The following is a 20,149-nucleotide window of genomic DNA, read 5'->3' on the forward strand; positions in this document are numbered from 1 at the left end:
GTTGACCGCACAGTCGTCCCGCGCGGACACCTCGCACGGTCCGCCCCGCGCAGACGCCCCGCACGGCCGCCCCGCACGGCCCACCCGTGGCGGTGGCACGCCGAAGGGGCCCGGCCGCGGTGCGCACCGCGGCCGGGCCCCCGCCGAGTCAGCAGCCGGTCCTGGCCGAGTGGATCGCCAGCGCCGTGTTGGCGCCGAGGGTGGCCGTGAACTGTCCGGAGCCGTTGACCGTGACGGTCGTGTTGTTCTGCACGTTGCAGTACGTCCCCGCCGCCATGGACGTCTGGTAGGTGCGGGACAGCGACGACGACTCGTGGTTGATGGCCACGAAGCCCTTGCTGCCGCGGCCGAAGGCGATGGCGTCGTTGCCGTTGTCCCACCAGTTGGTGACCGACTGTCCGCGCGTGTTGTTGCGGAAGGCGACCATCGACTGGATCTCCGGCCAGGCGTGCTGGCACTTCCAGCCGTTCTGCCAGCAGGCGTTGACGGTGCCGCCGTTCGGCGGTCCCGCGTCCGTCGAGGAGAACTCGTACCCGGAGTTGATGTCGGGCGCCCCGTACGGGTAGGCGAGCATGAAGACGTTCGCCAGGGTGTAGTTGGCGTTGTCCTTGTAGCTGAGCGTTGAGCCGTTGCGCTCGGTGTCGTGGTTGTCGACGAAGACGCCCGAGACACCGCTGCTCATGTACCCCCAGCCCTCACCGTAGTTCTTGAGGTAGGCGAGGTTCTCGTTGTTGAAGACCCGCTTGAGGTCGTAGGCGTACCTGAACTCCTGGACGTCCCCCGTACCGGTGTACTCGGTGGGCTGGACCGCTTCGCCGGAGCCGAAGATGGCCTCCTGCTTCCAGTACGCGGACGGGTTGCTCAGCCGGGACTTGATGTTGGCGAGGTCGGCGGCCGGCATGTGCTTGGCGGCGTCGATCCGGAAGCCGTCGACACCCAGTGAGAGCAGGTCGTTCATGTACCCGGCGATGGCCCCGCGGACGTAGTCCTCGCCGGTGTCCAGGTCGGCCAGGCCGACGAGTTCGCAGTTCTGGACGTTGGCCCGGTTGCCGTAGTCGCTGATGCTGGACGTGCAGTTGTCGAAGTCGAACGACGAGTACAGGCCCGGGTAGGCGTACTTGGTGTACGACGAGCCGCCGGTGCCGGTCCCGCTGCCCGCGGACATGTGGTTGATCACCGTGTCCGCGACCACCTTCACACCGGCCGCGTGGCAGGTGTTCACCATGTTCCGGAAGGCGGTCCGGTCGCCGAGGCGTCCGGCTATCCGGTAGCTGACGGGCTGGTAGGAGGTCCACCACTGCGAGCCCTGTATGTGCTCGGCGGGTGGTGAGACCTGGACGTATCCGTATCCGGCCGGGCCCAGGCGGTCGGTGCATTCCTTGCCGACCGAGGCGAAGTTCCACTCGAACAGGACCGCGGTGACGTCCTTGGTGCCGGGTGGTGACGCCTGTGCGGTGCCGGTGGGGGCGATCACCGCGGCCGCGGTGCCCGCCACAAGGGCGAGGGCGGCGGCGAGAGTTCTCTTGGCCATGTGTCCTCCTGCACGGCGATGTGCGGGTGGGTGGGGGAAGTTGCTGTCGGTACGGGTGGGTGGGGAGCGTAACGGGAGGTGCGTGAGCCGGAAGTTCTGTCATGAACAAATCCGGATGTGAGCGGGACCGTACCGCTTGCAAGGAAGTTTCAGCAAGATGTCGAAAGCACTTCCAACGCAAGAAGCCCGGCCCACCCCCGTGAGGGTGGGCCGGGCTTCGGGGAACGCGTCAGACGGACCAGACCGTCGTGTCGGCGGGCAGCTCCAACTCGCCGTCGGTCACGGCGACCTCGCCGCTGGCGATGAGCACCCGGCCGCGCGCCGGGACACGGACCTTCGCGCCGGTCGTGTTGGTGACGCAGGTGAACTCGCCCCGCTGGAAGGCGAGTACGCCCTCGGGCGCGCTCAGCCAGCTCACGGAGTCGCCCGCGCCGAGCTCGGGCCTGGACCGCCGGGCGGCCAGCGCGGCCCGGTAGAGCTCCAGGGTGGAGCCCTCCACGCCGGACTGCGCCTCGACGCTCAGCTCGCTCCAGCCGGCCGGCTGGGGAAGCCAGCTGCCGCCGTCGCCGAACCCGTACGAGGAGCCGTCCCGCGTCCACGGGATCGGCACCCGGCATCCGTCGCGGAAGCCGTCCTGGCCCGCGCCCCGGAAGTACGCCGGGTCCTGGCGCACCTCGTCCGGCAGGTCGACGACGTCCGGCAGGCCCAGCTCCTCGCCCTGGTACAGGTAGGCGGACCCGGGCAGCGCGAGCATCAGGAGCGTCGCGGCGCGCGCCCGGCGCAGCCCCAGCCCACGGTCGCCCGCGGTGCGGATCTGGGTGCCGAGCCCGGGCGGGTTGCCGAACCGGGTCGCGTGCCGGGTCACGTCGTGGTTGGAGAGCACCCAGGTGGCGGGAGCGCCCACCGGACGCATCGCGTCGAGGGTGCGGTCCACGCACGAGCGCAGCTCCTCGGCGTCCCAGGCGGCGCTGAGGTACTGGAAGTTGAACGCCTGGTGCAGTTCGTCGGGGCGCACGTAGTTCGCGGTGCGCTCGACCGTCGGCGTCCACGCCTCGGCGACGAAGATGCGCTCGCCCGCGTACTCGTCGAGCACCACCCGCCAGGAGCGGTAGATCTCGTGCACGCCGTCCTGGTCGAAGAACGGCATGACGTCGTTGCCGAGCAGCTTCAGCTGGTCGTGGTCGCCCAGGTCCGGCAGGCCCGGGGCCTTGACCAGTCCGTGGGCCACGTCGATGCGGAAGCCGTCGACGCCCATGTCGAGCCAGAACCGCAGGACCGAGCGGAACTCGTCGCCGACGGCCGGGTGGTCCCAGTTGAAGTCGGGCTGCTCGGGCGCGAACAGGTGGAGGTACCAGTCCCCCGGGGTGCCGTCCGGCTCGGTCACCCGTGTCCAGGCGGGGCCGCCGAAGATGGACTCCCAGTCGTTGGGCGGCAGTTCGCCGTCGGCCCCCTTGCCGGGGCGGAAGTGGTAGCGCTCCCGCAGCGGGGAGCCCGGGCCCTCGGCGAGGGCGCGCTTGAACCACTCGTGCTGGTCGGAGGAGTGGTTGGGCACGAGGTCCACGATGACGCGCAGGGACAGCCCGTGGGCGTCGCGGATCAGGGCGTCGGCGTCGAGCAGGTTGCCGAACATCGGGTCCACGGCACGGTAGTCCGCCACGTCGTAGCCGGCGTCGGCCTGCGGCGAGGCGTAGAAGGGGCTGAGCCACACGGCGTCCACACCGAGGTCGCGCAGGTACGGCAGTCGGGAACGTACGCCCTCCAGGTCGCCCATGCCGTCGCCGTTGCTGTCGGCGAAGCTGCGCGGATAGACCTGGTAGATCACCGCGTCGCGCCACCAGTCGCGGTGGGTGGCGACGGTGGCGAGGGCGGAGGTCGGGGCCGGGTCGGCGGAGTGCTGGCTCATGGCGTCCTTGAGGCGATGGGGGTCCCCCCGCTCGAGCACAGCCGAGAGTGGGGGAGGAATTCGGGTCATGGGGTCGGGTACGGCCGAGCGGGCGGGAGGAGGATGACGAGGCGGCCGCGGTGCCGGCGGGGTCGGATGGACACCGCGGCCGCCACCCGCGCGCCACTGGGGCGCGCGGGAGCTCGGCCTCGCGGGCGTCAGCCCTTGGTTCCGCCCGCGGTCAGTCCGGTCACCAGGTTCTTCTGCACGAGGTAGAAGAACGCGGAGACCGGGATGGCCACCAGCACCGCGGTGGCGGCCATGAGGTTGCGCTGCGCGTCGTGCTCGCTCACGAAGCTCTGCAGGCCGACGGCGAAGGTGTACTTCGTGTCGGACAGCATGAACGTCGAGGCGAAGGCGACCTCGCCGAACGCGGTGATGAAGCTGTAGAACGCGGCGACGGCCAGACCCGGCTTGGCGAGCGGCAGGATCAGCCGCGCGAACGTGCCGAAGGGCGACAGTCCGTCGACGCGGCCCGCCTCGTCGATCTCGAAGGGGATGGTGTCGAAGTACCCCTTGAGCAGCCACGCGCAGTACGGCACGGCGGTCGAGCAGTAGACCAGGACCAGGCCGAAGTAGTTGTCGATGAGCTGGAGTTCCGAAAGGATCTCGTACATCGGGACCATCAGCACCGCGACCGGGAACATCTGCGTGACCAGCAGCACCCACATGAACTTCTTGTAGCCGGGGAAGCGCATGCGGGACACCGCGTAGCCGGTGGTGGCCGCGACCAGCACGCCTATGACGGTCGTGCCGATCGACACGACGAGCGTGCTCACCAGCCAGTCGAAGAACGGCGTGTGCTGGAGGACGAACGCGTAGTTGTCGAACGTCATCTTGCCGAGGATGTCCCCGGGGTGCAGGTAGTCGTCCTTGTCCGGGCCGAGCGACAGGTAGACGAGCCACGCGATCGGGAACAGCGCGATCAGGCTCGCGACGATCAGGAGGCCGTGCGAGGTGAGCGAGCCGGCGAGGCTGCGCTCTCCGCGCCGGACCGCCCGGCGCGGAGGCACGGGGGCCTCGGGGGCCCGGTCGTCCGCCGGTGCGGAGCTCTGGACTGTGGTGGTGCTCATGGGGGCTCCTGCCTCAGATCGCGAGCTGCTGCTCATTGCGGGCCAGCCAGCGGCGGTAGACGGAGGTGAAGACGATCAGGATGGAGAGCAGCAGGACGCCGTACGCGGCGGACTGCGCGTAGTCGCGCGGCTGCTGTCCGAAGCCCAGGTAGTAGGCCCAGGTGACGAGGATCTGCGCGTCCGGCGCGGTGTCGCCGAAGAGCAGGAAGATGATGGCGAACTGGTTGAACGTCCAGATGATGCCCAGCAGGACGACGGTGGAGCTGACCGACCTGAGGCCCGGGAGCGTGACGTACCGGAAGCGCTGCCAGGCGTTGGCGCCGTCCATCTCCGCGGCCTCGTACAGCGCGCCGTCGATGGACTGGAGCCCGCCGAGCAGCGAGACCATCATGAACGGCACGCCGCACCAGGTGTTGACCATGATGGCGGCGGTGCGCTGCCAGAAGGTGTCCTCCAGCCACAGCGGCGACGGCAGGTGCACCGCGTCGAGCATGGAGTTGATGACACCGCCGTCGGCGAGCATGAAGCGCCAGCCGAACACGGTCACGAAGGTCGGCACGGCCCAGGGCAGCACCAGTATCAGGCGGTAGAAGGTGCGGCCGCGCAGCTTCTGGTTGAGCAGCATCGCGAGGCCGAGACCGATGACGTAGTGGAGCAGGACGCACAGCGCCGTCCACACGATCGTCCAGATGAAGTGCGACCAGAAGCGGTCGTACGCCGTCGGGCCCCAGAGGATGTCGGCGTAGTTGTCCAGGCCGATGAACTCGTAGGTGGCCTCGATGTGGTTGGCGCCGATCGTACGGGCCGAGTTGAGGCTGGTGGCATCCGTGAACGTCAGGTAGATGCCCCGCACCAGCGGGTAGAGCACCAGTACGCCGAGTACGACCACCACGGGGGCGATCATCGCGTACGCGTACCAGAACTTCTGGTACGAGTGCTTCAGGCGCTGGAGCGGACCGGGGCGGGGGCCTCGGTCACCGCGCCGTTTGCCGGTCGCACGGTCGATGACGACTGTCATGGTTCGACACCTTCTGGAAGATCAGGGGAGTTGGACGCGGGGCCCGTGCGCCCCCGCCGGGGCGCACAGGCCGATGGCCGCCGGTTCCGTCTCCCGTTCTCACGGGCCCCCGGGCCCTCGACCTGGGTCGTGGGCTCGGGGGAGGTTCCGGCGGCCGCGCGGATCACTTACTGAAGTCCGGAACCAGCTTGGCGATCGCGGTCTCCGCGGTGCTCAGTCCCTTGTCCAGCGACACCTTGCCGCCGGCGATCTTGGGCAGCTCGGTGTCGAGCGGGCCCCACAGCGAGCCGTACTCCGGCAGCGCCGGGCGCGGCTGGGCGGCGGGCAGGACGCCCTGGTAGCCGGCGATGCCCGGGTCGGCCTTGACCTCGGCGGTGTAGGCGTCGTCACGCGTGGGCAGCGTGGAGTTCTTCAGGGCGATCTGCGACTGCGACTTCGCAGAGGTCATGAACTTCACGAACTTCAGCGAGGCCTCCTGGTGGGCCTTGTCCGAGCCCGCGTACACGGAGAGGTTGTGGCCGCCGGTCGGGGCGCCCGCCTTGCCGCTGGAGCCGGCCGGGACGGTCGCGATGCCGAGGTTCGACTTGTCCGAGAACGCCGAGCCCTTGTAGAAGTTCGTGATCTCCCACGGGCCCTGGATGATCGAGGCGACCTTGCCGTTGACGAAGGCGTCCTGGATGTGGGCGTACGCGTCGGCGGTGGTGTCCGCCTTGTGCAGGCCCTTGCCGGAGAACAGGCCCTTCCAGGTGCCGAAGGCCTTCTTGGCCTCGGGCGAGTTCACCGTGATCTTCTTGGCGTCGGCGTCGACGGTGTTCGTGCCCTCGCCGTACAGGAAGGACTGCGCGTAGTAGGCCTGGGTCGAGCCCCAGTAGCCGTCCACGCCCGTCTTCTTCTTGATCGTCGCGGCGGCGGTCTTCAGGTCGCCCCAGGTCTTGGGGGCCTCCTCGATGCCGGCCTTCTCGAACAGCGCCTTGTTGTAGACGAGCGCGAGGGTGTCGGTGACGAACGGCACACCGTACGTCTTGCCGTCGAACTTGGCCTGCTCGATCAGGTTGGGCTGGAACTTGTCCTGCTCCGCGAGGGCCTCGGTGCCGTCGAGGGGCAGGAAGAAGCCCTTCTTGGCGAACGCGGGGGTCCAGCCGACCTCGGAGCGCAGGATGTCCGGCGCGCCCTTCGAACCGGCGGCGGTGTCGAACTTGTTCTGCGCCTGGTCGAACGGCACGTTGACGTACTTGACCTTGATGTTCGGGTTGGCCTTCTCGAATTCCTTCGCGAGGGCCTTGTACGTCGGTGCCTCGTTGGTGGCGTTGGACGTGTCCCACCACGTGAGGGTGACCGGGCCGTCGGCCTTGCCACTGTCGCTGTCGCTGTCTCCGCCGCAGGCCGTCGCCGCGAGGGCGAGGGACGCCACAAGTGCGGTGGCCGCTATGCCACGCCGCATGAGTTCTCCTTGAGGGTGAAAGCCCGTGTGCTTGAGGAAACGGCCCCGTCCGCCGTCCCTGCCGACTTGCCGACTGCGCCGTTGCCGCCGCCGGGCGACGTGAACGTAACAGCCATGTAAGCGTTGCGAAAGACCTTGCAGCAAAAAAGTGCAAGGCCCGCAGAGAGTTACTCCGCCGTGACCACTTCTCGACCGTCCCGAAGCCTTCCGGAAGCCCGTTTCACCGGGGAAGGGGCCGCTGTGCAAGACTCTGCAAGCTCTTGCCATACGTGTCCGTCACGGGGATCATCGGCCCGTCTGCGCCTTGCAGGAACCACCCCCTTCCCGCACGGCGCACGCGGCGGACGCCCCACCGATGCCGACGAGAATCACGAGGGAACGCGATGACGCAGCAGCCCGGACCGGGCCGTTCAAGTGCCCGCACACGGCGTTCGTTTGGTGGGCAAGGTGATTCGCGGCCGGTACAGTCCAATCCCGTGACCACACGGCTTGCCGACATCGCAGCGCAGGCGGGGGTGAGCGAAGCGACTGTCAGCCGTGTCCTCAACGGGAAGCCGGGCGTCGCCGCCACCACCCGCCAGTCCGTTCTGGCCGCGCTCGACGTGCTGGGCTACGAGCGGCCGGTCCGTCTGCGGCAGCGCAGCGAGGGGCTCGTCGGACTGATAACCCCGGAGCTGGAGAACCCGATATTCCCGGCGCTCGCCCAGGTCATCGGCCAGGCGCTGACGCGGCAGGGGTACACGCCCGTCCTCGCGACCCAGACTCCGGGCGGTTCCACGGAGGACGAGCTGACCGAGATGCTGGTGGACCGCGGGGTCGCCGGCATCATCTTCGTCTCCGGACTGCACGCGGACACCTCGGCCGACATGCAGCGCTACGAGCAGCTTCGCGGACAGGGCGTGCCCTTCGTCCTCGTGGACGGCTTCTCGCCGAAGGTCCAGGCCCCCTTCATCTCGCCGGACGACCGGGCGGCGATGGCCCTCGCGGTCACCCACCTCGTCTCGCTCGGCCACACCAGGATCGGCCTGGCCCTCGGGCCCAAGCGGTTCGTCCCGGTGCAGCGGAAGATCGAGGGGTTCGTCCGCACCGTGCAGGACCTCCTGGGGCTCGCCGCGGACGACATCGAGCAGCGCCTGGTCCAGCACTCCCTGTACACGCTGGAGGGTGGCCAGGCGGCCACGAACGCGCTCATCGACCGCGAGTGCACGGCCATCGTCTGCGCGAGCGACATGATGGCCCTCGGCGCCATACGCGCCGCCCGCCAGCGCGGGCTGGAGGTGCCCGACGACATCTCGGTCGTGGGCTTCGACGACTCCCCCCTGATCGCCTTCACCGACCCGCCGCTGACCACGGTCCGCAAGCCGGTGCCCGCCATGGGCCAGGCCGCGGTGCGCACGCTGCTGGAGGAGATCGGCGGGACGCCCGCGCCGCACAGTGAATTCGTGTTCATGCCGGAGCTGGTGGTGCGGGGTTCGACCGCTTCGGCTCCCGGGGACCGGAATCGTCCGTAGGCAGGACTGTTCGACCTCCTCCGGGAGGACAAGGTGCGGCCCGGACCCGACCGGGGGATGATCGGTGGCGGAAGCCTTATCTGGCACACTCTGTCCCTATGGGTGAGACCACCGTGACGACATTGGAAGGCCAGGAGCAGGCCACTCCAGAACCCGTCTCGGACGAGGCGAGGGGCAGCGCGGGGCCACGTCTCCTGCGCCGCTTGCGAACGCCGCGCCGCCCCCGGCTCTGGTTCGAGGTCCTGCTGATCGCGGTGAGCTACTGGACGTACTCACTGATCCGCAACGCCGTTCCGGAGCAGAAGGCCCAGGCCCTGCGCAACGCCGACTGGATCTGGATGGTCGAGCACCGCCTCGGCATGGCCGTGGAGGAGACGGTCAACCACGCCGTGGACTCGGTGACATGGCTGATCGTCGGCATGAACTACTACTACGCGACGCTGCACTTCGTGGTGACGCTCGGTGTCCTCGTCTGGCTCTACCGCAGCCACCCGGGGCGTTACGCGGCGACCCGCCTGGTCCTCTTCGCCACCACGGGCGTCGCCCTGGTCGGCTACTACCTGTATCCGCTCGCCCCGCCCCGCCTGATGACCGGCAACGACTTCATCGACACCGTCGTGGTCCACCAGACGTGGGGGTCCATGGCCTCGGGCGACCTGAAGAGCATGTCGAACCAGTACGCGGCGATGCCGTCCATGCACATCGGGTGGTCGCTGTGGTGCGGGCTCACGGTCTTCGCGCTGGCCACGGTGCCTTGGGCGCGGGTCCTCGGTCTGCTGTACCCGGTGGTGACCCTGGTCGTCATCGTCGCCACGGCCAACCACTTCTGGCTGGACGCGGTCGGCGGCATGCTCTGCCTCGCGTTCGGCTTCGGGTTGGCACGGGTCCTGTACGGGGCGATGCCGTACGCGCTGCCGAGACTGGTCCCCGAGCGGCAGCGCGGCGAACGGCTGATTCCGGCCAAAGACTGAACCCGGGCCCGCGCCCCGGAGGGCCTCAGGACTGCCGTGACGCGGCGGCGGCCTCCCGCAGCGCGGCGAGGAAGCCGTCCAGGGCCGGCTGCGGCGGTGCCGTCCCGCGGACCGCGGCGAACACGGTCCGTACGGGCTCCGGCCGCCGGATCTCGCGTACGACCACTCCGGGGTGACGGCTGCCGAGTCCCAGCCGGGGGATGGCCGCCACGCCGAGCCCCGCGGCGACGAACCCCTGCGCGGTCACGTAGTCCTCGCTCTCGACGGCGAAACGGGGCCGGAACCCGGCGGCCTCGCACGCGTCGAGCTGCGCGTCGAGGCACGGTCCCGGCCGCTCACTGCCCACCCAGGGCTCGTCCGCGAGATCGGCGAGCCCGAGGTCCGGACGACCGGCGAGCGAATGCCCCCGCGGCAGCACCGCGAGATACGGGTCGTCGAGCAGCCGCACCAGCCGCACGCCGTCGCGCGCCCCCTCGGGCGCCCGCACCACCAGCGCGATGTCGGCGCGGCCCTCCCGTACGTCCGGCAGCGGGTCCTCGGGGTCGATCAGCTTCAGCTCGACCTGCACACCGGGGTGCTCGGCCCGCAGCCGGGCCACCGCCGGCGCGACCAGGCCCGCGCCCGCCGTCGCGAAGTAGCGCACCGCGAGCCGTCCGGTGCGTCCCGCGATCAGGTCGCCGAGCGCGGTCTCGGCCTCCGCCACCTGGCGTCCGACGGCCTCCGCGCACCCGGTGAGCAGCAGTCCCGCCGGGGTCGGCCGCACGCCCCGGCCGACGCGCTCCAGCAGGGGAGTGCGCGCCTCCTTCTCCAGCGCCGCGATCTGCTGGCTCACCGCCGACGGCGTGTAGCCGAGCAGCGCCGCCGCCGCCGTGACGGACCCGCTGTTCACCACGGCCCGCAGCATCTGCATCCGTCGCACATCAAGCATGCAGTACAGCTTAACGGTGCATCCACAATCCTTCACTTGTCCTGACGGGTCCCGGTGCACGACCGTGTTCGCATGCCGCTCACCTCGTCGCTCCGCATGGCCGCTCTCGCCCTCCTGTGGGGCTCCGGCTTCCTGTGGATCAAGCTGGCCCTGAACCACGGGCTGTCCCCGGCCCAGATCACGATCACCCGCTGCGTACTCGGCACGGCCGTCCTCCTGCTGCTGGCCCGCTCGGCCGGCCAGCGCCTCCCGCGCGACCGCGCCACCTGGGGCCGCCTCGCGGTCGCGGCGCTCTTCTGCAACGCCGTCCCGTTCGCGCTGTTCGGCGTCGGCGAGCAGACGGTCGACTCGGGGGTCGCGGGCGTGCTGAACGCGACCACCCCGCTGTGGTCGCTGCTGATCGGACTGCTGCTGGGCACCGACCGCGGGCTCGGCGGGCGGCGGCTGACCGGTCTGCTGCTGGGCTTCGCCGGGACGCTCCTGATCTTCGCCCCCTGGCACCGCTCGGGCATGCTGAGCTGGGGCGCCCTCGCGCTGCTGGGCGCCGCGGCGAGCTACGCGGTCGCCTTCGCGTACATGGCCCGCCGGCTCACCGGCCGGGGCGCGCCGCTGGCCGTGTCGGCGGCGCAGCTCATGGCCGCCACCGCCTGGACTGCTCTCGCCCTGCCCGTGGCGGGCCCGGTACGCGCGGACGCCACGGCCCTGCTCGCGGTCGCCGCCCTCGGCGTCCTCGGCACGGGGGTCACCTTCTACCTCAACTACCGCCTGATCGCGGACGAGGGCCCCACCAGCGCGGCGACGGTCGGCTATCTGCTCCCCGTGGTCTCGGTGGTCCTGGGCGCGCTGGTCCTCGACGAGCAGGTCGGGGCCCGGGTGTGGGCGGGCATGGCGGTGGTCCTGGCGGGCGTCGCCCTCACCCGGCCCCGCCCCCACCGGACCGCGCCCCCGCGGACGGGCTTGGAGCCGGGGGCGGGCGCGGGCCCTGGGGCGCTCCCTGAGCCGGGCGGGCTCCCGAAGCCGGGCGCGGCACCGGGCGGGGTCGCCGCAGGGCCGGGCATCCGGAACGGGCGGACCGCGCGCCGCGCCTGACCGACCTGCCGGGCCGGGCCGCCCTGACCGACCTGACCGACCTGACGGGCCGGGCCTGCCGGGCGGGCCGGGCCCGCCGACCTGCCGGGCCGGGTCCACCCGGCCGACCAGGCGGAGTGCCCGCCGGGCCGGGCGGTCGCGCAGACCGGTGCGAGCCCGTCCCGGTGCCGACCGGTGCGGGCCCGTCCCGGTGCCGACCGGTGCGAGCCCGTCCCGGTGCCGAGCGGGCGAGCCCGTCCCGGTGCCTACCGGTGCGAGCCCCTCCCGGTGCCTACCGGTGCGAGCCCGTCGCGGTGCCTACCGGTGCGAGCCCCTCCCGGTGCCGAGCGGGCGGGCCCGCTCGGCACGTTCCGGCCGGAGCCCCTACCGCTCGGCCGCTCCGTAGAACACCTCGTCCACCACCGCGCGGGCCCGGCGCGTGATCCGCCGGTAGTCGTCGAGCATGTCGCCCACGTGCCCCGGCCCGTACCCCAGGTACCGCCCCACCGCGGCGAGTTCACGCCCGTCGGAGGGGAACGTGTCCCCCGCCCGCCCGCGCACCAGCATCACGGCGTTGCGCACCCTGCCGGCCAGGACCCAGGCCTCGTCCAGGATCTCGGCGTCCTCCCCGGAGATCAGCCCGGCCGCCCTGGCGGCCGCGAGCGCCTCCCGGGTGCGCGTGGTCCGCAGTCCCGGCTCCGCCCAGCCGTGCTGGAGCTGGAAGAGCTGGACCGTCCACTCCACGTCGGAGAGCCCTCCCCGGCCCAGCTTCGCGTGCAGCGTCGGGTCGGCGCCGCGCGGCATCCGCTCCGACTCCATCCGCGCCTTCAGCCGGCGGATCTCCCGGACCGCGTCGTCGCCGAGGCCCTCCGCCGGGTAGCGCAGCGGATCGACGAGTTCGATGAAGCGGCGGCCCAACTCCGGGTCCCCCGCAACGGGTTCGGCCCTCAGCAGGGCCTGCGACTCCCACACCAGCGACCAGCGCCGGTAGTAGGCCTCGTACGACTTCAACGTCCGTACCATCGGCCCGGACTTCCCCTCGGGCCGCAGGTCGGCGTCGATCGGCAGGGGCGGGTCGGCACTGGAGATCTGGAGCAGCCGCCGCATCTCGGAGACGACGGCGTTGGCCGCCCGCGCGGCCTCCTGCTCGTCCGCGCCCTCCCACGGCTCGTGCACGAACAGCACGTCCGCGTCGGACCCGTAGCCCATCTCGTGCCCGCCGAAGCGCCCCATGCCGATGACGGCGAACCGGGTCGGCAGCCGGTCGCCCCAGCCGTCGCGGACGACCGCGCGCAGCGTGCCCGCGAGCGTCGCCGCCGTGAGGTCGGAGATGGCGCCGCCGACCAGGTCGACCAGCGCGCCCTGGTCCGCGTTGGCCGGGGTCTCGTCGGTCCCGTAGGAGCTGACGATGTCGATCGCGGCCGTACGGAACAACTCGCGGCGGCGCACACCGCGCGCCGCGGTGACGGCTGCCTCTCCCCCGTCGGCCCGTCCGACCGCCGAGAGGATCTCCTGCTCCAGATGGGCGCGGGCGCGCGTCTCCAGCCCGCCCCCGTCGCCGTCCCCGAGCAGAGCCACCGCCTCGGGCGCCCGCATCAGCAGGTCTGGCGCGAGCCGCCCCGCGGACAGCACACGGGCCAGGTTCTCGGCGGCGGCCCCCTCGTCCCGCAGCAGCCGCAGGTACCAGGGCGTCTTGCCGAGCGCGTCCGACACCTTGCGGAAGTTCAGCAGTCCCGCGTCCGGATTCGCCGAGTCCGCGAACCAGCCCAGCAGAACGGGCAGCAGGGTGCGCTGGATGGCCGCCTTCCTGGACACCCCGGAGGCGAGCGCCTCCAGGTGCCGCAGGGCGGCGGCGGGGTCGGCGTAGCCGAGCGCGACCAGCCGTTCCCGGGCCGCGTTCGGGCTCAGCCGGCTCTCGCCGGGGGCGAGTTGGGCGACCGCGTCGAGCAGCGGCCGGTAGAAGAGCTTCTCGTGCAGCCGCCGCACGACCGCCGCGTGCCGCTTCCACTCCCGGTTGAGCGCGGCCAGGGGTTCCGTCCGCAGCCCCAACGACCGCCCCAGGCGCCGCAGATCGGCCTCGTCCTCGGGCACGAGATGGGTGCGGCGCAACCGGAAGAGCTGTATGCGGTGCTCCATGGACCGCAGGAACCGGTACGCCTCGTCGAGCTGCACGGCGTCCACCCGCCCCACGTAGCCGCCCGCGGCCAGCGCCTTCAGGGCGTCCAGGGTGGTTCCGCTGCGCAGGCTCGTGTCGGCCCTGCCGTGCACCAACTGCAGGAGCTGTACGGCGAATTCGACGTCCCGGAGTCCGCCGGGGCCGAGCTTCAGTTCGCGCTCGATCTCGGCGGCCGGGATGTTCTCGACGACCCGGCGCCGCATCTTCTGCACGTCGGCGACGAAGTTGTCCCGCTCGGCGACCTGCCAGACGAGCGGCGAGAGCGTGGACACGTACGTCTCGCCCAGTTCCAGGTCACCTGCGACCGGCCGCGCCTTCAGCAGTGCCTGGAACTCCCAGGTCTTGGCCCAGCGCTGGTAGTAGGCGAGGTGGCTGCTCATGGTGCGCACCAGCGGGCCGTTGCGGCCCTCGGGGCGGAGGTTGGCGTCGACCGGCCAGATGGAGCCCTCGACGGTGGTCTCGGAGCAGATCCGCATCAGGTGGGAGGCCAGCCGGGTGGCCGCCTGGAGGGCCTTCGCCTCGTCGGCCCCCGCCCCTTCGGCGGCCTCGCCCACGAAGATGACGTCGACGTCGGAGACGTAGTTGAGTTCGTGGCCGCCGCACTTGCCCATCGCGATGACGGCGAGCCGGCACAGCGCGGCGTCCTCGGGCGCGGCCGCCCGGGCGATGGCGAGAGCGGCCCGCAGTGTCGCGGTCGCGAGGTCCGCCAGCTCGGCCGCGGTCTGCGCGAGGTCCGTCGTCCCGCACACGTCCCGCGCGGCGATGGACAGCAGGCACCGGCGGTACGCGACGCGCAGGGCCACCGGGTCGGCGGCCTCGGCGAGCCCGCGCTCGAACTCCGCCACGCCGGGGTGCAGGTCCTGCGGCTCGTACGTGACGAGGACCTGCCAGTCGAGCGGATGCCGTGCGAGGTGGTCGCCGAGCGCGGCGGACGCGCCCAGCACCCCGAGCAGCCGGTCCCGCAGCGGCTTGGCCGCGATCAGGGTGTCGAGCAGTTCCCGCTGTTCCGTGTGTCCGTCCTGCGCCTCGACGAGCCGGACCAGCCCGAGCAGCGCCAGGTCGGGGTCGGCGGTGGCCCCGAGGGCGTCGAGCAGCACCGGATCGGTCCTGACGGTCGCGAGCTCCTCGCCGTCCAGGAGCCGTTCGGCGGCCGACGGGTCGGTGAAACCGTGCCGCAGGAGCCGCGTGAAGGTACTGCTTCTGCGCCCCGGCGCCGTCATCCCGGCCTCCTGTGCTCCCAAGGGATCAAGGTCGTACGGGCTTGAGCCTAGCCGCAGACTCCGGGGTGGGCGCCGGAGCGGACCGCCGACCGACGGGTTGCGCCGACGGACCGCCCCGCAAGGTGCGGAACGCCTGATTCCAGCATGGTCCGGGCAAAGCCCTCGTCGTCTCGGTGGCGCCGGGGAACGTTTTCGGCTTCGGTAAGGGTGAGCCGTTCGGCCGGACGCGCCGGCGCCCGGGCCGAACAGGGCGAGGCACAGGGCAGACCGCACTTACGTCGAAGGAGTCGTTCCATGGACATGGCCCTCGAAGTGATCATGCTTCCGGTCACCGACATCGACCGGGCCAAGGCCTTCTACCAGGACAAGGTCGGCTTCCACGTGGACCTCGACACCGAGGTGATGCCGGGCGCCCGGGTCGTCCAGCTGACGCCTCCCGGGTCCGGCTGCTCGATCGCCCTCGCGAACGGGGTGCCGATTCCGACGGGCACCCCGCAGCCCGGCACGTACCACGGGATGCAGCTGGTCGTCCCGGACGCCAAGGCCGCGTACGAGGAGCTGACCGCGCGGGGGCTGGAGGTCAGCGAGCCGGTTCAGTACGCGCCGCAGGACGGCGGTACTTTCATGCACTTCACCGATCCGGACGGCAACGGCTGGGCGATCCAGGAGTACCGCCAGCGGGTCGCCAAGCCGCTGCACGTGCTGATGGGCGAGCAGGCGGAACAGACCCGGTGACCGCCGGGCCGCCGACGCGTGCCGGCCTCGCCGAGCACCGCGCGCCGGCGGCCCGGCGCCGGGGTGGCCGCTCGGCCTAGAAGTGGCCACCCCGCCAACTCCCCTTGTTCCACGCCTGGTTGGAGTGGCAGGAGTCACTTCATGATGCGCTGGTGGATCACTCGCCTGCTCGGCGTGGCGCGGGATTCCCCTGAGAGGATGATCTCGTTTCAACACCCTCGCGGACGGCCAGGGGCGTCCCGCGGGACACCCTTCGGGCCTGGGCGCGCATGCTCCGGCGGGGTGGCGTGCGACGGCTCGGACGCTCGGCACGGGCCCGCCGCACGATCGGCGCGCCTCCCCCTCGGCACCCCGGCCGCACTCGGCTCTACGGGTGAGCGCTCAGGCGTGGTGCGGGCCCCCGCGCGGCCCCCCTTGCCAATATTCCGGTGCCGGTCGTACTCGTATGCCGTAACGGGGAGATGCGCGTGAAGCCGAGGATCTGCCTCAACATGATCGTCAAGGACGAGGCCCACGTCATCGCGCGATGCCTCGAATCGGTACGCCCGTTGATCGACACCTGGGTGATCGTCGACACGGGTTCGACCGACGGCACGCAGGACATCATCCGCGAGGTGTACTCCGACATTCCGGGAGAGCTGCACGAGCGGCCCTGGAAGGGCTTCGGTGAGAGTCGCACCGAAGCCGTCGAACTGGCCCGGGATTCCGCGCTCTACCTCCTCTTCATCGACGCCGACGACGAGATGGAGATCGACGCGAAGTTCCGGATGAGGAAGCTCACCCACGACGCCTACATGGTGGCGCTGCACGACGGTCCGTTGATCCACTGGCGTCCGGCGCTGGTGTCCACCCGGCTCCCCTGGCGCTATGTCGGCGTGCTGCACGAGTACCTCGAATGCGGCACGGCCCACCGGCGGGAGAAGATCAAGGGGTTCAACATCCGCACCCTGGGCGGAGGCGCGCGCCTCAAGGAGCACGGGAAGCGCGAGAAGTACCTGCGGGACGCCGCGGTTCTCGTCGAGGGGCTGGAGAAGGAGCCGGGCAACGCCCGGTACGTGTTCTATCTCGCCCAGAGCTGGCGCGACGCCGAAGAGCCGGAGAAGTCGATCGAGTCGTACGACCTCAGGGGGGAAATGGGCGGGTGGGGCGAGGAAGTCTACTGCTCCCACCTGTACGCCGCCCGTCTGGCCGAGCAGCTCGGCCATGACGTGGGCGTCGTGATGGACCGGTACATCAAGGCGTACGAGAGCCGGCCCACCCGGGCCGAGGCACCGGGGGAACTGGCCCGACTCTGCCGGATCTCCGGTAAATGGCAGATGGCGTACGCGTTCGCGGAGACGGCAGTCGGAATCCGCAGGCCGGACGACATCCTCTTCGTCGAACAGGGCTGGTACACCTGGCGCGCGCTCGACGAGCTCTCCATCGCCGCCTATTGGACCGGCCGGTACGACCAGTCCCGGGAACTCTGCGAGAAGCTGCTGCGCAACAAGTCCCTCCCGGAAGGGGAACGGGGACGGGTGGAGAAGAACCTCCACCACGCGCGCACGAAGTCGGGCGTCTCCGTCTGAGACGCGTGCCGGGCGGGGCGCCGCGTACCCGCGCCGGTCGCGCGGCGGCGAGGACGGCCGCGGGCCCCCGGTCGTCGACCGGGGCCCGCGCCGCGTCACCGGGCGTGCGGCCGAACCGCCCTACAGCACCGGCAGGTTCTTCCGCAGCTCGAACGCCGTGACCTCGCTGCGGTACTCCTCCCACTCCGACTTCTTGTTGCGCAGGAAGAAGTCGAAGACGTGCTCGCCGAGCGTCTCCGCGGCGAGTTCGCTGCGCTGCATGAGGGAGAGCGCCTCGCCGAGGTTCTGCGGCAGCGGCTCGATGCCCATCGCGCGGCGCTCGGCGTCGGACAGGGCCCAGACGTCGTCGTCGGCGCCGGGCGGGAGTTCGTAGCCCTCCTCGATGCCCTTGAGGCCGGCGGCGAGCAGGAGCGCGTACGCCAGGTACGGGTTGGTGCCCGAGTCGAGGGAGCGGACCTCCACGCGCGCGGAGCCCGTCTTGCCCGGCTTGTACATGGGCACGCGGACCAGCGCGGAGCGGTTGTTGTGGCCCCAGCAGATGTACGAGGGGGCCTCGCCGCCGGCTCCGGCGGTGCGCTCGGAACCGCCCCAGATGCGCTTGTAGGAGTTGACCCACTGGTTGGTGACGGCCGCGATCTCGGCGGCGTGCTTCAGCAGACCCGCGATGAAGGAGCGGCCGACCTTGGAGAGCTGGTACTCCGAGCCCGACTCGTAGAAGGCGTTCCGGTCGCCCTCGAAGAGCGACAGGTGCGTGTGCATGCCCGAGCCGGGGTGCTCGGAGAACGGCTTCGGCATGAAGGTGGCCTGGACGCCCTGCTCCAGCGCCACCTGCTTCATGACCAGGCGGAACGTCATGATGTTGTCCGCCGTGGAGAGCGCGTCCGCGTACCGCAGGTCGATCTCCTGCTGGCCCGGGGCGCCCTCGTGGTGGGAGAACTCGACGGAGATGCCCATCGACTCCAGCATGGTGATCGCCTGGCGGCGGAAGTCCATGCCGACGTTCTGCGGGGTGTGGTCGAAGTAGCCGGAGTTGTCGGCCGGCGTCGGGCGCGTGCCGTCGACCGGCTTGTCCTTCAGCAGGAAGAACTCGATCTCCGGGTGGGTGTAGAACGTGAAGCCCAGGTCGGAGGCCTTGGCCAGGGCCCGCTTCAGCACATAGCGCGGGTCCGCGAAGGACGGCGAGCCGTCCGGCATGAGGATGTCGCAGAACATGCGTGCGGTGCCGGGGGCCTCGGCGCGCCACGGCAGGACCTGGAAGGTCGACGGGTCCGGCTTGGCGATCATGTCGGACTCGTAGACCCGGGCGAAGCCCTCGATGGCCGAGCCGTCGAAGCCGATGCCCTCGTCAAATGCCTGTTCCAGCTCCGCCGGGGCCACGGCCACGGACTTGAGGAAGCCCAGCACGTCCGTGAACCACAGGCGTACGAACCGGATGTCGCGCTCCTCCAACGTACGGAGCACGAACTCCTGCTGCTTGTCCATCTTCCGCTTCCACCCAATCCTTGCTGGTCAGGCCGCCTGCTCCCGTCCCGTGGGAGGCGGTCGGGCACCTGAGCATCCCACCACAACAGCATTTCGTGCGCGTTGCGGGCCTCGATCGTCGAGCCGACCTCCGCGCGAACGCGTCATGCACGGCGGATGTACTGCTCCGGAGCCCATCTTGCCTGCTGGAGGGCCCACATGTAATGGCCGACCACCGCCTCCTCTCCTCACCGGCCTTAACTTGCATCTCAGATGCAACTTTAACTATCGTGCGGAGCAGTCGAGCCCGAGGAGCACCGATGCTGTCCGAGCAGTCCGCCGCCACCGTCCGCGCCACCCTTCCCGCCGTCGGCGGGGCCCTGGGCGAGATCAGCGAACGCTTCTACGAGGGGCTGTTCGCGGCCCACCCGGAGCTGCTGCGCGACCTCTTCAACCGCGGCAACCAGGCCTCCGGCACCCAGCGCCAGGCTCTCGCGGGCGCCATCGCGGGGTTCGCCGCGCACCTCCTGGAGCACCCCGACCGGCGCCCCGACGAGATGCTCGGCCGGATCGCCCACAAGCACGCCTCGCTGGGCATCGCCCCCGAGCAGTACGCGGTCGTCCACGAGCACCTGTTCGCCGCCATCGCCGAGGTCCTCGGGGAAGCGGTCACACCCGAGGTCGCGGCGGCCTGGGACGAGGTCTACTGGCTGATGGCGAACGCGCTCGTCGCCCTGGAGAAGCGGCTGTACGAGGAGGCCGGCGCCGCGGGGTGGCACCCGTGGGAGGTCGTGGAACGCGTGGCGGAGACGCCGGACGTCACCACGTTCCTGCTGCGTCCGGCCGAGGGCACGCCCGCCCCCGACCACCGCCCCGGCCAGTACGTCTCCGTACGCGTGGAACTGCCGGACGGAGCACGCCAGATACGCCAGTACAGCCTGGTCGCCGCACCCGGTTCGGCCCTGCGCAGGATCGGCGTGAAGCGCCTGCACGGCGGGCCCTCGCCCGAGGGCGAGGTCTCCCACCACCTCCACACGCGCGTGGAGGTCGGCGACACGCTCGAACTGTCGGCCCCGTACGGCGATCTCGTGCTCGACGACTCGACGGGGGCACCCCTCCTCCTCGCGTCGGCCGGCATCGGCGTCACCCCGATGATCTCCATGCTGGGGCACCTCGCGGCGACCGGTCACCGCGCCCCGGTGACCGTCGTGCACGCCGACCGCTCCCCCGCCGGGCACGCCCTGCGCGCCGAGCACGAGGAGTACACGGCGAAGCTCCCGGACGCGGCGGCCCACTTCTGGTACGAGCGGCCCGAGCCGGGGCACCCGGCCGACCGCACCGGCCTGGTGGACCTCTCGGGCGTGGCCGTCGCGTCGGGCACGCGCGCCTACCTGTGCGGTCCGCTGCCCTTCATGCGCGCGGTGCGCGCCCAGTTGATCGGCAAGGGCGTGGCGCCCGCCGACATCCACTACGAGGTGTTCGGGCCCGACCTCTGGTTCGCGCAGG

Annotated in this window: 14 protein-coding genes; 6 read left to right on the top strand and 8 right to left on the bottom strand. The window is 71.0% G+C overall.

Going from position 1 to position 20,149, the window contains the following annotated elements:
- Positions 1-148 precede the first annotated feature (148 nt).
- From IE265_RS18355 to IE265_RS18375, 5 genes are all read right to left on the bottom strand, one after another.
- Positions 149-1,531, bottom strand: coding sequence for an alpha-amylase (locus IE265_RS18355; protein WP_190036682.1), 1,383 nt, complete (start codon positions 1,529-1,531; stop codon positions 149-151).
- 229 nt (positions 1,532-1,760) lie between these two features.
- Positions 1,761-3,434: a glycoside hydrolase family 13 protein gene (locus IE265_RS18360; RefSeq protein WP_190036683.1), complete on the bottom strand. Its 1,674-nt coding sequence runs from the start codon at positions 3,432-3,434 to the stop codon at positions 1,761-1,763.
- Positions 3,435-3,631: 197 nt separating this feature from the next.
- Positions 3,632-4,546: a sugar ABC transporter permease gene (locus IE265_RS18365; RefSeq protein ID WP_190036684.1), complete on the bottom strand. Its 915-nt coding sequence runs from the start codon at positions 4,544-4,546 to the stop codon at positions 3,632-3,634.
- A gap of 13 nt (positions 4,547-4,559) precedes the next feature.
- Positions 4,560-5,564: a carbohydrate ABC transporter permease gene (locus IE265_RS18370; protein WP_190036685.1), complete on the bottom strand. Its 1,005-nt coding sequence runs from the start codon at positions 5,562-5,564 to the stop codon at positions 4,560-4,562.
- A 163-nt stretch (positions 5,565-5,727) separates the two neighbouring features.
- Positions 5,728-7,005 carry an extracellular solute-binding protein gene (locus IE265_RS18375; protein ID WP_190036686.1) on the bottom strand — a complete coding sequence of 426 codons (1,278 nt, stop codon included), beginning with the start codon at positions 7,003-7,005 and terminating at the stop codon, positions 5,728-5,730.
- A gap of 476 nt (positions 7,006-7,481) precedes the next feature.
- Here IE265_RS18375 and IE265_RS18380 point away from each other — a divergent pair, with 476 nt between their 5' ends.
- Together IE265_RS18380 and IE265_RS18385 are read left to right on the top strand one after the other, a co-directional pair.
- On the top strand, positions 7,482-8,516 hold the full coding sequence (locus tag IE265_RS18380; protein ID WP_268255801.1) for a LacI family DNA-binding transcriptional regulator: 1,035 nt from the start codon (positions 7,482-7,484) through the stop codon (positions 8,514-8,516).
- Positions 8,517-8,614: 98 nt separating this feature from the next.
- Positions 8,615-9,487, top strand: a complete 873-nt coding sequence (locus IE265_RS18385) for a phosphatase PAP2 family protein (protein WP_190036688.1) — start codon at positions 8,615-8,617, stop codon at positions 9,485-9,487.
- Between the two features lie 25 nt (positions 9,488-9,512).
- Here IE265_RS18385 and IE265_RS18390 read toward each other — a convergent pair whose 3' ends face one another.
- Complete coding sequence (locus IE265_RS18390) at positions 9,513-10,415, bottom strand: LysR family transcriptional regulator (protein WP_190036689.1); 903 nt, start codon at positions 10,413-10,415, stop codon at positions 9,513-9,515.
- Between the two features lie 72 nt (positions 10,416-10,487).
- Between IE265_RS18390 and IE265_RS18395 the strand changes: the two genes are divergently transcribed.
- Positions 10,488-11,504: a DMT family transporter gene (locus tag IE265_RS18395; protein WP_190036690.1), complete on the top strand. Its 1,017-nt coding sequence runs from the start codon at positions 10,488-10,490 to the stop codon at positions 11,502-11,504.
- A 363-nt stretch (positions 11,505-11,867) separates the two neighbouring features.
- Here IE265_RS18395 and IE265_RS18400 read toward each other — a convergent pair whose 3' ends face one another.
- On the bottom strand, positions 11,868-14,879 hold the full coding sequence (locus tag IE265_RS18400) for a bifunctional [glutamine synthetase] adenylyltransferase/[glutamine synthetase]-adenylyl-L-tyrosine phosphorylase (RefSeq protein WP_190036691.1): 3,012 nt from the start codon (positions 14,877-14,879) through the stop codon (positions 11,868-11,870).
- A 294-nt stretch (positions 14,880-15,173) separates the two neighbouring features.
- On the opposite strand from IE265_RS18400, the gene IE265_RS18405 reads away from it, so the two are divergent.
- A complete protein-coding gene (locus IE265_RS18405) occupies positions 15,174-15,614 on the top strand; it encodes a VOC family protein (protein ID WP_190036692.1) in 441 nt (146 codons plus the stop codon).
- A gap of 467 nt (positions 15,615-16,081) precedes the next feature.
- Positions 16,082-17,182, top strand: coding sequence for a tetratricopeptide repeat-containing glycosyltransferase (locus IE265_RS18410; protein WP_190036693.1), 1,101 nt, complete (start codon positions 16,082-16,084; stop codon positions 17,180-17,182).
- A 120-nt stretch (positions 17,183-17,302) separates the two neighbouring features.
- Here IE265_RS18410 and glnA2 read toward each other — a convergent pair whose 3' ends face one another.
- A complete protein-coding gene (glnA2, locus tag IE265_RS18415) occupies positions 17,303-18,664 on the bottom strand; it encodes a gamma-glutamylpolyamine synthetase GlnA2 (protein WP_190036694.1) in 1,362 nt (453 codons plus the stop codon).
- Positions 18,665-18,963: 299 nt separating this feature from the next.
- On the opposite strand from glnA2, the gene IE265_RS18420 reads away from it, so the two are divergent.
- The coding region (locus tag IE265_RS18420) for a globin domain-containing protein (RefSeq protein WP_190036695.1) at positions 18,964-20,149 on the top strand (1,186 nt) is incomplete at its 3' end.

Source organism: Streptomyces fructofermentans, from assembly GCF_014651055.1.
Classification (GTDB): domain Bacteria; phylum Actinomycetota; class Actinomycetes; order Streptomycetales; family Streptomycetaceae; genus Streptomyces; species Streptomyces fructofermentans.